The organism is Isoptericola sp. NPDC057559, assembly GCF_042801555.1.
GTDB lineage: Bacteria > Actinomycetota > Actinomycetes > Actinomycetales > Cellulomonadaceae > Isoptericola.
The window spans coordinates 161,997-175,172 of sequence record NZ_JBHVFQ010000008.1; the positions used below are offsets into that span (position 1 = coordinate 161,997).

General features: G+C 76.1%; 13 protein-coding genes, 1 rRNA gene and 1 riboswitch. Of the genes, 4 read left to right on the forward strand and 10 right to left on the reverse strand.

All coding sequences use genetic code 11. The features are described 5' to 3' along the window. A complete protein-coding gene (locus ACFU5J_RS10610; protein ID WP_430578695.1) occupies positions 1-1,137 on the forward strand; it encodes a PrsW family intramembrane metalloprotease in 1,137 nt (378 codons plus the stop codon). Here ACFU5J_RS10610 and ACFU5J_RS10615 read toward each other — a convergent pair. Beyond that, complete coding sequence (locus ACFU5J_RS10615; protein WP_430578696.1) at positions 1,079-1,594, reverse strand: DUF6069 family protein; 516 nt, start codon at positions 1,592-1,594, stop codon at positions 1,079-1,081. The two genes, ACFU5J_RS10610 and ACFU5J_RS10615, sit on opposite strands and share 59 nt — an antisense overlap. Before the next feature lie 165 nt (positions 1,595-1,759). Here ACFU5J_RS10615 and ACFU5J_RS10620 point away from each other — a divergent pair, with 165 nt between their 5' ends. After that, complete coding sequence (locus tag ACFU5J_RS10620; RefSeq protein WP_430578697.1) at positions 1,760-3,007, forward strand: sensor histidine kinase; 1,248 nt, start codon at positions 1,760-1,762, stop codon at positions 3,005-3,007. Then, on the forward strand, positions 3,004-3,699 hold the full coding sequence (locus ACFU5J_RS10625; protein WP_430578698.1) for a response regulator transcription factor: 696 nt from the start codon (positions 3,004-3,006) through the stop codon (positions 3,697-3,699). Before ACFU5J_RS10620 ends, ACFU5J_RS10625 begins: the two co-directional genes overlap by 4 nt. 3 nt (positions 3,700-3,702) lie before the next feature. On the opposite strand, the gene ACFU5J_RS10630 is transcribed toward ACFU5J_RS10625, so the two are convergent. Genes ACFU5J_RS10630 through ACFU5J_RS10645 form a run of 4 tightly spaced genes read right to left on the reverse strand, consistent with a single transcriptional unit; the run spans position 3,703 to position 7,817 of the window. After that, positions 3,703-4,152: a hypothetical protein gene (locus ACFU5J_RS10630; RefSeq protein WP_430578699.1), complete on the reverse strand. Its 450-nt coding sequence runs from the start codon at positions 4,150-4,152 to the stop codon at positions 3,703-3,705. Then, complete coding sequence (locus tag ACFU5J_RS10635) at positions 4,139-4,984, reverse strand: ABC transporter ATP-binding protein (protein ID WP_430578700.1); 846 nt, start codon at positions 4,982-4,984, stop codon at positions 4,139-4,141. Before ACFU5J_RS10635 ends, ACFU5J_RS10630 begins: the two co-directional genes overlap by 14 nt. Then, positions 4,984-6,735 carry an ABC transporter permease gene (locus ACFU5J_RS10640; RefSeq protein ID WP_430578701.1) on the reverse strand — a complete coding sequence of 584 codons (1,752 nt, stop codon included), beginning with the start codon at positions 6,733-6,735 and terminating at the stop codon, positions 4,984-4,986. Before ACFU5J_RS10640 ends, ACFU5J_RS10635 begins: the two co-directional genes overlap by 1 nt. Next, complete coding sequence (locus ACFU5J_RS10645) at positions 6,735-7,817, reverse strand: thiamine ABC transporter substrate binding subunit (protein WP_430578702.1); 1,083 nt, start codon at positions 7,815-7,817, stop codon at positions 6,735-6,737. Before ACFU5J_RS10645 ends, ACFU5J_RS10640 begins: the two co-directional genes overlap by 1 nt. Positions 7,818-7,889: 72 nt before the next feature. Next, positions 7,890-7,994: riboswitch (TPP riboswitch) on the reverse strand. Between the two features lie 139 nt (positions 7,995-8,133). Here ACFU5J_RS10645 and ACFU5J_RS10650 point away from each other — a divergent pair. Continuing rightward, positions 8,134-8,400, forward strand: a complete 267-nt coding sequence (locus ACFU5J_RS10650; protein WP_430576958.1) for a DUF4235 domain-containing protein — start codon at positions 8,134-8,136, stop codon at positions 8,398-8,400. A gap of 76 nt (positions 8,401-8,476) precedes the next feature. On the opposite strand, the gene ACFU5J_RS10655 is transcribed toward ACFU5J_RS10650, so the two are convergent. The 5 genes from ACFU5J_RS10655 to rrf form a co-directional block, all read right to left on the reverse strand. Further along, entirely contained in the window at positions 8,477-9,262 is a 786-nt protein-coding gene (locus ACFU5J_RS10655) for a PAS domain-containing protein (protein WP_430576959.1), read from the reverse strand. Between the two features lie 273 nt (positions 9,263-9,535). Next, positions 9,536-10,465 carry a sulfite exporter TauE/SafE family protein gene (locus tag ACFU5J_RS10660; protein ID WP_430576960.1) on the reverse strand — a complete coding sequence of 310 codons (930 nt, stop codon included), beginning with the start codon at positions 10,463-10,465 and terminating at the stop codon, positions 9,536-9,538. A gap of 210 nt (positions 10,466-10,675) precedes the next feature. Next, positions 10,676-11,134, reverse strand: coding sequence for an RrF2 family transcriptional regulator (locus ACFU5J_RS10665; protein WP_430578703.1), 459 nt, complete (start codon positions 11,132-11,134; stop codon positions 10,676-10,678). Next, on the reverse strand, positions 11,131-12,402 hold the full coding sequence (locus tag ACFU5J_RS10670) for an AGE family epimerase/isomerase (protein WP_430578704.1): 1,272 nt from the start codon (positions 12,400-12,402) through the stop codon (positions 11,131-11,133). The genes ACFU5J_RS10665 and ACFU5J_RS10670 overlap by 4 nt, the downstream gene beginning before the upstream one ends. Before the next feature lie 511 nt (positions 12,403-12,913). Beyond that, positions 12,914-13,030: ribosomal RNA gene (gene rrf / locus ACFU5J_RS10675) — 5S ribosomal RNA — on the reverse strand. Positions 13,031-13,176: the final 146 nt, after the last annotated feature.

The following is a 13,176-nucleotide window of genomic DNA, read 5'->3' on the forward strand; positions in this document are numbered from 1 at the left end:
ATGGCAGCCCTCGACCCGAAGGCCATCCTCGCCGGTCGGCGGCCCGGTCGCCCGCCGGTGGGCGCCCTCGTCGTGATCGCGGTGTCGTCGCTCTGCCTGCTGGTGGTGCTCGCGGTGACGGCCGGCGAGGGACCGACCTTCGCGCAGGGGCTGCTGCTCGCCCTGCTGCCGCTGCCCCTGCTGCTCGCGGGCGTCCTCTCCCTCGACCGCCTCGAGCCGGAGCCGCCCGACGCCCTCGTGCTGGCGTTCCTATGGGGCGCGGGCGTCGCGGTGCTGCTGGCGATGGTGCTCAACACGGCCGGCCTCACGCTGCTGTGGGCGCCGCTGCTGGGCCAGGAGGAGGGGTTCGTCGTGACGGCGGTGCTCGGGGCCCCGCTCGTCGAGGAGACGCTCAAGGGCCTCGTGCTGGTGGGGATGCTCTGGTTCCGGCGGCACGAGATCGACGGGCCGACCGACGGCATCATCTACGGCTCGATGGTGGGCCTCGGCTTCGCCACCGTGGAGAACATCCACTACTACACGGTCGCCGGCCCCGACGCCCTGGCCGCGACGTTCGTCGCCCGCGGGATCGCGACGCCCCTGGTGCACCCGCTGTGCTCGTCCCTGACCGGCATCGGCGTCGCGGCGGCGGCCCTCGCCGCCCCCGGCCTGCGCCGGGCGGTCCCCGTGCTGCTCGGCCTGCTCGGCGCCGTCGCGTACCACGCGCTGTGGAACGGGGCCGCGACCCTCGGCACCGGCGCCACGGTCGCCGTCTACGTCGTGGGCCTCGGCGTCCTGGCGGGCCTGCTCGTCGTCGTGCGCGCCGACCGGGTCCGCACCGTCGCGTCGATCGGCCGGTACCTGCCGCCGTACCGGGCGGCGGGCGTCGTGACCGGGCAGGACGTCGCCATGCTCGTGTCGCTGCCCGCCCGGCGGCGGGCGCGCGACCGGGTGCGTGCCGCGGGCGGGAACGGCCCCGCCCGCGCCCTGCGCGACTACCAGCAGGCGGCCACCGAGCTCGCCATGCTGCACCGTCGCGCGGAGCGCGGGCTGGTCGACCGGCCCGCGTTCGAGCTGCGCCGCGAGCCGCTCCTCGTGCTCATGCTCGCGGCGCGGCAGGCTTTCGGGCCCCTGCTTCCCGAGGCTCCGCCCCGCTGAGGCCCAGCATGATCACGCCGCCCACGGCGAGGTGCTCCAGCTGGAGCAGCACGACCGCGCCGGCGTTCGCCGCCCCCAGCGGGCCCAGCAGCGAGACCAGCAGGACCGTGCCGCTCAGCACCAGCCACGCCGTGCGGCCGCCGCCCGGGCGGCGGAGCAGGAGCGCGCGGACCCCCCACCCGCCGAGCGCCGCGGTGAGGCTCGTCGCGATGACCAGGGAGATCGTGACCTCGAAAGTGCCCGTGCCGGCCCGCACCTGCGGGTCGACGCCGGCCAGCGTCCCGACGAGGAAGACCACCGCCCCGGCCAGCACCGCGCCCACCACCACCGACCGCGGACGGTTCCACCAGGCCCGGTCGCGCCAGGAGCGCCCCGCCGGGCCGCCGGGCGCCCGGCCCTGCGCCGCGGTGCCGGTGCCGGTGCCGGTGCCGTCCGTCGTGCTCTGCGTCCCGTCCATGTCGTCCCCTCCTTCGGCGCCGGCGCCCTGCCGACGGGACGACGGTCCCGCGCGGGCCACCTGGTGCGCGCCCTGCCGTGGTCGGTCGTCGGCGCGCCGCCAGGCGGGAGCACCCCCGACTTTCGTCGGTGTCGCCCGTGGGAGGTCCGCCGTAGCGTCCCGGTCATGACCACCACCGGCACCACCCCGAACCCCGCCGAGGCCCGTCCCGGCGGCTGGTCGGAGTACGACCCGTGGGCCCCGACCGACCAGGGCCCGCCCCCCGCGCCGCGCGGGATCCTCGTGGCGGCATGGGCGCTCGTCGCCGCGCTGACGGCGGCCGCGACGTTCGCCGTCGCGGGCGCGGCCCCGGTGCGCGGCACCGGGACGATCTCCGTCCTCGTGCCCGCGGGCGTGGACGTCGCCGTCGGCGTCGCTGCGGTCGCGCTGGTCCCGCTGCTCTTCACGCGCCGCAGCGTGGCGGCCGCGGTCGCCCTCGCGGCCCTCGCCGCGATCTCGGGGGCGGCGACGCCCGCCTCGACCGTCGCCACGTTGCAGGTGGCGCGCTGGTACCCGGTCCGCACCGCGGCGTGGGTCGCCGGCGCGGGGGTGCTGGGGCACGCCGTCCAGGCGCTGTGGCGGCCGGTGGGCCTGCCCCTGGGCTGGTGGCTCCTGTGCGACGTCGCGGTGCACGCCGCGCTCTTCGGCTGGGGCGCGTACGGGCGCGAGCGCGCCCTCGTGCTGTGGTCGCTGCGCGACCGCGCGCGCCGGGCCGAGGCTGCGCAGGAGCAGCGCGTCGCCGAGGCGCGGACCGCGGAGCGCACCCGCATCGCCCGCGAGATGCACGACACGCTCGCGCACCGCCTGTCGCTCCTGGCCGCCACGGCCGGCGCGATGGAGTACCGGCCCGACGCCGACCCGGCGCAGCTCGCGGCGGCCGCGGGCCGGGTGCGTGCCGGCGTGAGCGACGCCCTGGAGGACCTGCGCCAGGTGATCCGGCTGCTGCGGGCCGGCCCCGACGACCTCGGCCCGGTGCCCGGCCTCGACGACGTGCGCCGCCTGGTCGACGACTCGCGCGCCGCCGGCACCACGGTCGCCTTCGAGCGCACGGGTGACGACGTCCCGCCCGCCGCCGTCGCGACGGCCGTGTTCCGCGTCGTGCAGGAGGGCCTCACGAACGCCCGCCGGCACGCCCCCGGCTCGGCGGTGCGGGTGACGGTCGCGACCGCGCCCGGCGAGGTCCGGGTCCGCGTGGCCGACGACGGTGCCGCCCCGGGCAGCACGCCCCCCGCCGGCGTGGGGACCGGGACGGGGCTGGTCGGGCTGCGCGAGCGGGCCACGCTGCTGGGCGGCACGCTCTCGGCGGGCCCGGACGGCGCGCCCGACGGGTCGCGCGGCTTCGCGGTGGAGGCGTGGCTACCGTGGGACGCGTGACGACGCTCCCCGACACCGACCCCGCCGGCGCCGACGACCCGGGGACGGTCGTACGCCTCGTGCTCGTCGACGACGACCCTCTGGTGCGGGCGGGCCTGCGGCTCATGCTCGACGGCGCGCACGGGATGCGCGTGGTGGCGGAGGCCGCCGACGGGGCCGACGTGCCGGGCGTCCTGGACGCGCACCCGGCCGACGTCGTCCTCATGGACCTGCGCATGCCGGGCGTCGACGGCGTCACCGCGACCCGGCGGGTGCGGGCGCGCCCGGCGCCGCCGGCCGTCGTCGTGCTGACCACGTTCGACACGGCGGAGGAGGTCGGCGGCGCGCTGCGCGCCGGGGCCGCGGGCTACCTGCTCAAGGACATGCCGCCCGCCCGCATCGCCGCGGCCGTGCGCGCGGCCGCGGCGGGCGAGCCGGTCCTGGCGCCGGACGTCGCGCGGCGGCTCATGGAGTCCGTCGCCGGGTCGGACGGCGCGCGCGACCGTGCCCGCGCCGCCCTGGACGCGCTCACCGCCCGCGAGCGGGACGTCGCCGTCGAGCTGGGCCGCGGCGCGTCGAACGCCGACATCGCGGCGCGCCTGTACCTCAGCGTCCCCACGGTGAAGGCGCACGTGTCGAGCGTGCTGGAGAAGCTCGGGCTGGAGAACCGCACCCAGGTCGCCCTCCTCGTGCACGACGCCGGCGAGGCGTAGGGCTCAGCCGCCGGCGGGCACCTCCTCGCCCGGGCAGCCGAGCGGGTCCGCCGCCGTCACCGTCTCCGGGCACGACCGGTAGGTCCAGGTCCGGTCACCGAACGTGTCCTGCGTGCGGTCGACGTAGACCTCGAGCCCGTCGATCCTCGGCCCGACGCGGTGGTACTCGACGATCGGGTCCCCCTCGATCGTCCGAGACCGCACGATGAGCTCGGCGCCGTCCCCTCGCGCCGACGCCGCGTCGAGGCAGGCGAACGCCTCGGCCAGCTCCGTCGTCGGCTCGCCCTCCCCGAGGTCCGGGCGCGCGGTCACCTCCCCGCACGTCGGGAGCGGCTCACGGGCGGCGAAGGCGCCCTCGCCGTTCCCCGGACCGCACGCGCCCAGCAGCGCGAGGCACGGCACGCCCCACGCCGCGGCGGCGAGCCGCCGCCTCCGGCCGTCAGACCGCGTCATGCCTCGATGATGTCGTCACGGCGGCGGTCCTTGCACCGGACGCACCGGACGCGTCCGGGGAGTCGCGGGGGTCCGGTGCGTCGCCCGGGGACAGGCCGAGGAACTCGGCCACGCGCGGGCCGGCGGGCGCGCGCAGCAGCACGTCCGGGGCGTCCACCTGCAGCAGCCGGCCGGCGTCCATGACGGCCACGCGGTCGGCGACGGTGAACGCCTCGTCGTGGTCGTGCGTGACGAACACGGCGGTGGTGCCGGTCGCCTTCAGGGTGTCGCGGACGTCGACGGCGAGGCGCTCGCGCAGCCGGCGGTCCAGGGCGGACAGCGGCTCGTCGAGCAGCAGCAGGCGCGGGCGCGGGGCGAGGGCGCGGGCCAGCGCGACGCGCTGCTTCTCCCCGCCGGACAGCGTCGCGACGGACCGCCGCTCGTAGCCGGCGAGGCCGACGTCGGCGAGCAGCTCGGCCACCCGGGCGGCGCGCTCCGCCCGCGGCAGGCCCTGCGTCTCGAGGCCGTAGGCCACGTTGCGCCCGGCGTCCCGGTGCGGGAAGAGCTGCCCGTCCTGGAAGAGCAGGCCGAAGCCGCGGCGGTGCACGGGCACGCCCGCGAGGTCCGTGCCGTCGAAGGCGACGCTGCCGCCCGCGAGCGGCTCCAGCCCCGCGACGGCGCGCAGCAGCGACGACTTGCCGCAGCCGCTCGGCCCCAGCAGCGCCACGATCTCGCCGGCCGCGACGTCGAGCGACACCCCGTCGACGGCGACCGAACCCGGCCGGCGGCGCGTGGCCCCGTACCGGACGACGGCACCCGTGACGGCGAGGCCCCCCTGGCGGTCGTGCCCCATCAGAACTCCCCTCCCGGCCGGTCGCCCCGCAGGCGCTCGGCCACCATCATGACGGTCGCGGTGAGCACGGCCAGCACCACGGACGCCGCGAGCGCCATGCCGTAGTTCTCGGCCCCGGGCCGCCCGATCAGCCGGAAGATCACCACCGGCAGCGTCGCCGTCTCCGGGCGGGCGAGGAACGACGTCGCGCCGAACTCCCCCAGCGAGACGGCGAAGGCGAACCCGACGGCGAGACCGAGCGACCGCGCGCCCAGCGGCCCGTCGACGGACCGCAGCACCCGCCCGGGCGCCGCGCCCAGGGTGGCGGCCGCCTCGCGCAGGCGCGGGTCGATGGCCCGCAGCACGGGCAGCATCGTCCGCACGACCAGCGGGATCGCCACGACGGCCTGCGCGATCGGCACCAGGGCGCCGGAGGTGCGCAGGTCGACGTCGAGCCCGAGCGGCCGGTCCAGGGTGATGAGGAAGCCGAACCCGACGGTCACCGCGGACACGCCGAGCGGCAGCATGAACGCGGCGTCGAGCACCCCGACCGCCCGCCGCAGGCCGGCCCGGCGCGGGCGCCGGGACACGACGAGGGCCACGAGCCCGCCGACGACGACGGCGATGGCCGCGGCCCAGGCGGCGGTGCGCAGCGAGTTCGCGAGCGCCTCCCACACCGTGACCGTGAGCGCGTTGCGCCCGCCGGTGGTGCCGAGCGCCGCGTAGTTGGCGAGGCTCCACGACCCGTCGGGGCCGTGCAGGGACCGGGTGACGAGGCCGGCCATCGGGAGCACGAGCAGGCCCGCCACGACGACGAGCGTGACGAGGGCGGGCACGATGTCCGCGCCGTCGGCGCCCCCGCGCAGCCGCAGCCGGTGCGCGGCGACCCGGTCGCTGGTGAGGTGCAGCGCGCGCTCCCGGCGGGACCGGGCCCGGGAGCTGACCGCCAGGGCGGCCCCCACCACGACGAGCTGCAGCACCGAGAGCACCGCCGCGGAGCGCAGGTCGAGGAACTGGGTGGTGCGGATCCAGATCTCCGTCTCGATGGTGCCGTAGCGCAGCCCGCCGAGGACGAGCACGACGCCGAACGCCGTCGCGCAGAACAGGAACACCACCGCGGCGGCCGAGGCGATCGCCGGCCCGAGGGCGGGCAGCGTCACCGTGCGGAAGGCGCGCCAGGGCGTGGCGCCGAGGGCTCGCGCCGCCTGCTCGGCGCGCGGGTCCAGGCGCTCCCACATGCCGCCCACGGTGCGCACCACGACGGCGTAGTTGAAGAAGACGAGCGCCAGCACGATGCCGGCGAAGCTCTCCTCCAGGTGCGCCCAGCCGAGCGGGCCACCGGGGGCGAACAAGGCGCGGAACGCGACGCCGACGACCACGCTGGGCAGCACGAACGGCACGGTGACCAGGCCGCGCACGAGCGTGCGGCCCGGGAAGCGGCACCGGTACAGCACGTACGCGCCCGGCAGGCCCAGCAGCACGGACAGCACCGTGCCCGTGACGGCCTGCGCCAGCGTCTGGCCGACGATCCGCCACGTGCGCGGCTGCGACAGCACCTCGGCGAAGCCGGACAGGTCGAGCGCGCGCCCCGCCGCGGTCTCGGTGAAGAACCCCTGCAGGACGAGCGACACCACGGGCCACGCGAAGAAGACCGCGAGGAACCCCAGCGGGAGCACGACGGCGGCGCCCCAGCCGAGCCATGCGCCCCAGCGGTCCGCGCGCCACCGCGCCGACCGGGTGACCCGCGCGGCCGGGACGCCGGTGCGGCGCATCAGTCGACGACCGTCGCCGTCCACTGCTCGATCCACTCGTCACGGTGCGCGGCCACGTCGGCGGGCGCCACCTCGAACGGCTTGTCGGCCAGGGGTGCGAACTGCTGCCAGTCGGCGGGCAGCTCGACACCCGGGTCGGCCGGGTACATGTACATCTGCCCGGGCACGTCCGCCTGGAACGCCTCGGAGGTGAGGAAGTCGACGAGCTTCTCGGCGCCCTCGGGGTTCGCGGCGCCCGTGAGCACCCCCGCGTACTCGACCTGCCGGAAGCACGTGTCGAGCATCGCGCTCGTGGTCGACGACTTCCCGTCGTCGGTCACCGTGAACGCGGGGGACGTCGCGTACGACAGCGCGATCGGCCGCTTGCCGCCCTCGCCCGCGCCGGAGAAGTCCACGTAGTAAGCGTCCTCCCACGACTCGGCCACCTTGACGCCGTTGGCGCGCAGGTCGGACCAGTAGCCCTGCCAGCCGTCGGCGCCGAACGCGCCGATCGTGGCGAGCAGGAACGCGAGGCCCGGCGACGACGTCGCGGGGTTCGTGACGACGGTCAGGTCCTGGTACGCCGGCTTCGCGAGGTCCTCCAGCGTGGCCGGCGGCGTGACGTCGTTCTTCTCGAACCAGCCGTCGTCGAGGTTCATGCAGACGTCGCCCACGTCGACGGGCGTCAGCGTGCCCGCGAGGTCGTCCGGCGCGTACGCCGCGACCCGCGGGTCCAGGTCGGCCGGCTGGTACTTCTGGAAGACACCCGCGTCGACGACCCGCGACGCGTAGGTGTTGTCCACGCCGAAGACGACGTCGCCCAGCGGCGCGTCCTTGGTGAGCACGAGCTGGTTCACCAGCGTGCCGGCGTCGCCCGGGGCCACCTGCTTCACGGTGAGGCCGGACTCCTTCTCGAACGCGGCCAGCACGTCGTCGGAGACGGCGAACGAGTCGTGCGTGACGAGCGTGAGGGTGTCCGACGCGCTCGCCGCGTCGTCCGGCCCGCTCCCGCCGCCGCACGCCGCCAGCAGCGGCAGCAGGGCGACGACGGCGACGCCCGCCGCGGCCGTCGTGGTCCGGGGCCGCGAGGTCCTGTGGGTCATGCTGTCCTCCTCAGAGTGCGAGAAGGGGGTCCTGCGGGCACCCGGCACCGTCGTGGTGCGGCCGTCCCGCAGGGAACGAGATTCCCGACTTCCTCCACCGGTCCTAACCGGGTCAGGTTCGAGGGTCTGCGGCGTTCCGCACTCTCAGCGCCGGTGGGCGCTCCCCTGTCGTATCACCACGAGCCTACACACCGGCGCCGCGCTACCGTGGTCCCGTCCGCGGGGCCCTGGTGTGACATGCCTGACGTGCCACGACGCCCGCGGGCACCGTACGACGACGCACCGGCCACGCCGGGGACCGACCGAGGGAGAGCACGTGACGGACACCGAGCAGCCGCTGGGCGTGAAGGTCGGCACGGTGGTGCTGACGATCGCCGCCGGATGGGTCGCGCAGAAGCTGATCGGGGTGGTGTGGGAGAAGGCGACGGGCAACGTCGCCCCCACCAACGTGGACGACGACGAGATCTCCATCATCCAGGCCGTGACCTTCGCGGCCGTCTCCGGGGGCGTCGCCGTCCTCGCGAAGCGGCTCGCGCGCCGGGGGGCCGTGCGCGCGGCCGCCCGCTTCATCCCCAGCCACTGAGCGCCGACGGCCCGGGCCCGCACCGCGCGAGCCCGGGCCGTCGCCCGTCCGGAGCCGCGCGTGCCGAGCGTGAGGGTCAGCGGCTCGCGCGGGGCCGACGGCGCGCGAGCTGCGCGTCGTGGCCGTGGGGCCGGTCCACCGGCCGCACGGCGGCGAGCGCGTGGCTCAGCCGGTCGGCCGCGTCCTTCGCGGGCGGCGCCCCCCGGACGACCTCCGCGGCGGTGAGCGCCGTGTCGCGGTCGCCGACGGGCCGCGAGAGCTCCTTCATCACCTGCTCGCCCGCGGACTGGGCGGAGACGCCCACCTGGGCGCCGACGTCGGTGAGCACCTCCGTGGCCACCGACTCGTCCACGCCGCAGACCGCCATGATCGCGCCCTTCGCCTGCTCCGACGCGGCGGCGGCGACGAACGCCCGCGAGACGGCGCGGTGGGCCTCGCGCTCCAGCGCGTCGCGCACCACGGGGCTGGTGTCGATGACGTAGCCGACGAGCTGCGACGACGCGCCGTCGGCGCCGTGCCGGGCCTGCCCGGTCACCACCACCGAGTGCGTGCGCCCGTGGTCGTCCACCACGCGGTGCCCGCCCGCGAACGGGCGCCCGGTCCCGAGCGCCACCGTCGCGGTGCGGGAGAGCCGCTCGCGGTCGTCGGGGTGCAGGTGGGCGCGGAGCACCTCCGGACCGGGCTCGATGGCCCCGGGCTCCCGCCCGAAGATCCGATAGACCTCGTCCGACCACCACCACGAGCCCGTGGCGACCTCGACGCGGTACTGGCCCACGAGCAGCTGGCTACCGGCGCCGAGCAGCTCCGCGAGAGCGACGAGCTCGCGGCGCTGGTGGTCGTTCGGAGTGCCGGGTATCGACATGGCTCACCTCCCAGTGCGGTGCAGCTGGGTCTGCCAGGCAGATCTCTTGGCTTCACACGGTACCGGGACGAGGCGTCGGCGCCACCCCGTGGAGGGGCTCGCGCGGGGGAAAATGCGGACCCGTGGCAACGGTGTGCGCCGGCGCCCGTCGCGCGGAGCACTCGACCCCGTGGTCGCGACCCCCGGTGCTTCGGGGGCGCGACCACGGGGTCGTCGGTCGTGCGACGCCTCGGCCGGCTGGCGCGTCGTCCGCGGGCCGCCGGCGGGGCTGGATCAGACGGCGGGCGTCGGCGCGGGGGCCGCCACGGCCGCCACCTCGCCCTCCGCCTTCTCCTCCGCGAGGGCCTTGCGGTGCTGGCGCAGCGAGTAGACGACGGCGGCGGCCCAGCCCACCGCGATGATCCCCAGGACGAGCGAGCGCACGCCCGGGGCCACGGGGAACTCGTCGAGGCTCAGCAGGGTGCGCACGTTGGTGAGCACGATGATGCCGCCGACGGCGGAGCCGAGGACCCGCGGGGGCACGAGGCGCACCAGCCATGCGGCGATCGGGGCGGCGATGAGGCCACCGATCAGCAGCGCCAGGGCCCAGGACGGGTTGATGCCGGCGGTCCCGAGGCCGAACAGGAACCCGAGGCTCGCGGCCACGGCCACGAAGAACTCGCTGGTGTCGATCGAGCCGATCACCTTGCGCGGCTCCATCCGGCCGCTCGCCAGGATCGCGGGGGTGCCGACCGGGCCCCAGCCGCCGCCGCCCGTGGCGTCCATGAAGCCGGCCACGAGGCCCAGCGGGGTGAGGAAACGCTTGCGGAGCGGCTGGCCCAGGCGGTCGGTGCGCAGCCCGCGCAGCGTGAACCGGAGCAGCACGTACAGGCCGAGGCCGAGCAGCAGGATGGACATCAGCGGCTTGGCGATCTCGGTCGAGAGCCACGAGAGGAACGTCGCGCCGGCGAACGCCCCGACAGCACCGGGGATGCCGATCCTCAGGACGACCTTCCAGTCCACGTTGCCGAACCGCCAGTGGGAGACGCCCGACGCGAGGGTGGTGCCGACCTCCGCGAGGTGGACGGTCGCGGACGCCGCTGCGGGGTTCGTGCCGATCGCGAGCAGCAGGGTCGTCGAGGTCACGCCATAGGCCATGCCCAGGCTGCCGTCGACGAGCTGCGCTCCGAGGCCCACGAGGGCGAGGAGGACGAGAGTCCGCACGGGGGGTTCCCTCCGTCGGGGCGGCAGCCGTTCTGCCGCAACAGATAGAAGTTACCCGATCGGACCTATCGGATTCAACGGTATCAGGCGCGCGATCGCATGGTGAGACGTCGGCGACCGGTGGTCGCCGCGCCGCGCGCGGGCGCGGCCAGAGCGCTCGCGCGCACCCGGCCTGCTCCGACCGCGGCGGCCGTCAGGCTCGCGGGCAGGTCACGGGCTGTGCCAGGCGGACTCGTCGTCGGTGAGCCGGCGGACGGCGTCCGGCACGTTCCCGGCGGCGAGGTCGGCGAGGCTCACCTGTTCGAGCACGGCGCGCACGTTGACCCGGAGCGCCACCCACACGTGCAGCAGAGACGCCGCCGCGCCGGTGTACTCGAGGTCCGACGGCCGCGCGTCACGGACGAAGACGAGCGGTCCGTCGACGGCGCGGACCACGTCGGCGACGGTGACCCGGTCGGCCGGGCGCGCGAGGACGTACCCGCCGCCCGCGCCACGGCGGCTCGCCACGATGCCTTCGCGCCGGAGGTCGCTGAGGATCGCCTCGAGGAACCGGTGCGGGACCCCCTGGGCGCGGGCGAGCGACTCGGCGGGCACCGGCCCGCCGTCCTCCGCCGCGGCCAGCTCGGCGGCCGCGCGGACGGCGTAGTCCGCCTTCGCCGAGATCCTCATCGGTCGCGCGTCCCCGTCGACCCGGCGAGCTGCGCTCCCTCGAGCAGACGGCCGGCGGCCTGCGCCGACCGCGCGAAGGAGCCGCTGAGCGGGAGGCTCGGAAGGATGACGGCCTGTGCCGCGTGGTAGACGTCGGGCTTCCCGACCCAGGTGCGCCCGGAGGGCACGTTGTCGGTGTCGAGCTCGTGGAACCAGGAGCCGCGCTCGTGGTCCACCAGGTGGTCGTCGATCCAGCGCCACCAGCCGTCCGCGAGCTCGGCGTAGCGCCCCTCCCCCGTCGTGCGGTGCAGCACGTCCGCCGCGGCGGCGGCCTCCGCGGCCACCCAGTGGAAGCGGCGCGCCTCGACGGGGGTCCCCGACCAGTCCGTCGTGTAGACGAAGCCGCCCTGCGGCCCGTCCCAGCCGTCCTCGACGGCGCGGTCGAACAGCCGCCGTGCCGCGTCGGTGCGCTGCCCGACGGTGTCACCCGCGACGTCGACCTGCAGCAGCAGGCGCGCCCACTCGAGGCCGTGGCCGGGCGTCGCCCCGTAGGGCTTGAACGGGTCGTGCGGCCGGTCCGCGTTGTACTCGAGCTGCGGCACCCACGCCGAGTCGAAGTGCTCGGGGATCCGCCAGGCGTTGTCGCCGGCCCAGGAGATGACGCGGTCGGCCACGACCGCCGCGCGGTCGAGCCAGCGCCGCTCGCCCGTGGCGTCGTGCGCCGCGAGGAGCGCCTCCACGCCGTGCATGTTGGCGTTCACGCCGCGGTACGGGTCGACGACGGACCAGTCGCGGGACCGCTCGTCCAGGTGGAGCCGGTGCCCGGCCTCCCAGAAGCGCTCGTCGAGCACGCCCAGCGCCGACTCCAGCAGCGCCTCCGCGCCCGGGGCGCCGGCGACGACGCCCGTGGAGCCCGCGAGGACGACGAACGCGTGCCCGTAGGCCTGCTTGAGCCCGTTCACCTCACCCGCGCCGGGCCCGCGCGACGCGAGCCAACCACCGTGCTCCGCGTCCGCCAAGGACACGGCGACGCCGTCCAGGCCGCGGCGCAGGAGCCCCTCGGCACCCTCGACCCCGAGCAGGTGCCCGAGCCCGAACGTGTGGGTCATCCGGCACGTGATCCACAGGTGCGCGGGCTGACTGGCGTCCACCGCGCCGTCGTCGTCGAGCCACCCCGCCGTGCCGTCCACGCCGAGCGAGGGGCGCGCGAAGTCCAACAGGCTGAGGAAGTGGTCGGCCCGCCACGAGGCGTCGGGACCGCTGGCAGGGAGAACTGGAGATCCGGTCACCGGTCGAGCCTATCGGGCCCGCGCGCCGACCGATGACAGCGCGGTCATCGTGGTCGCGCGAACGCTCGGAGGCCGCCCTCGATCCCCTCCGCCCGGGGGGAGCCGCTCGTGCGGGACCGCACCGGGCGGGGTGCGCGAGGCACCGCGGGGACGGTCAACGGCGAGCACGGTCAACGGCGGGGACGGTCAACGGCGGGGACGGTCAACGGCGGCGCGCGTGTCGGCGGTCCCGGGCCCCGCCGCGGCACCTCGACCCGCGCGACGCCCGCAACCCCGGCTGCCGGCGCCCGTACCGGACCATCTGGACTCGCGCGACGCCCGCGTCCCCGCCTGCCGGCGCCTCTGCCTGAGCGGGGTGCGGATGGCAGGTGCGATCAACCGTCGCGATCAGCCGTCAGGTGCCAGGTGCCGACGGCTGGGCCGGCTCATGGTCTGTCGTGCCGTGGCCTCGACAATGTTCGGGGTATGCGAAAGGCCCACCCCCTGGGGGGTGGGCCTTTCGTGAATGGGTGTCCGGCGGCGTCCTACTCTCCCACCCCCTCTCGAGGGCAGTACCATCGGCGCTGAAGGGCTAAGCTTCCGGGTTCGGAATGGGACCGGGCGTTTCCCCAACGCTATGACCGCCGTAACTTTATCGAGTTGTCTGGGTTCACCCCGGTCCGCCCGCACGCGTGCGTGTGGGGGGTGGGGGTGGTGCCCGTTTCTCGGGAACCGCATAGTGGACGCAAGCATGTTATTGCCAACAGTGTTGGGTGTGTGTGAAGTTGTTGGCTT

Bases quoted from the DNA above. Each gene is read 5' to 3' on its own strand.
- ACFU5J_RS10620 (WP_430578697.1), top strand. From the start codon at position 1,760: ATGACCACCACCGGCACCACCCCGAACCCCGCCGAGGCCCGTCCCGGC.
- ACFU5J_RS10655 (WP_430576959.1), bottom strand. From the start codon at position 9,262: ATGTCGATACCCGGCACTCCGAACGACCACCAGCGCCGCGAGCTCGTC.
- ACFU5J_RS10630 (WP_430578699.1), bottom strand. From the start codon at position 4,152: ATGACGCGGTCTGACGGCCGGAGGCGGCGGCTCGCCGCCGCGGCGTGG.
- ACFU5J_RS10610 (WP_430578695.1), top strand. From the start codon at position 1: ATGGCAGCCCTCGACCCGAAGGCCATCCTCGCCGGTCGGCGGCCCGGT.
- ACFU5J_RS10665 (WP_430578703.1), bottom strand. From the start codon at position 11,134: ATGAGGATCTCGGCGAAGGCGGACTACGCCGTCCGCGCGGCCGCCGAG.
- ACFU5J_RS10615 (WP_430578696.1), bottom strand. From the start codon at position 1,594: ATGGACGGGACGCAGAGCACGACGGACGGCACCGGCACCGGCACCGGC.
- ACFU5J_RS10635 (WP_430578700.1), bottom strand. From the start codon at position 4,984: ATGGGGCACGACCGCCAGGGGGGCCTCGCCGTCACGGGTGCCGTCGTC.
- ACFU5J_RS10640 (WP_430578701.1), bottom strand. From the start codon at position 6,735: ATGCGCCGCACCGGCGTCCCGGCCGCGCGGGTCACCCGGTCGGCGCGG.
- ACFU5J_RS10645 (WP_430578702.1), bottom strand. From the start codon at position 7,817: ATGACCCACAGGACCTCGCGGCCCCGGACCACGACGGCCGCGGCGGGC.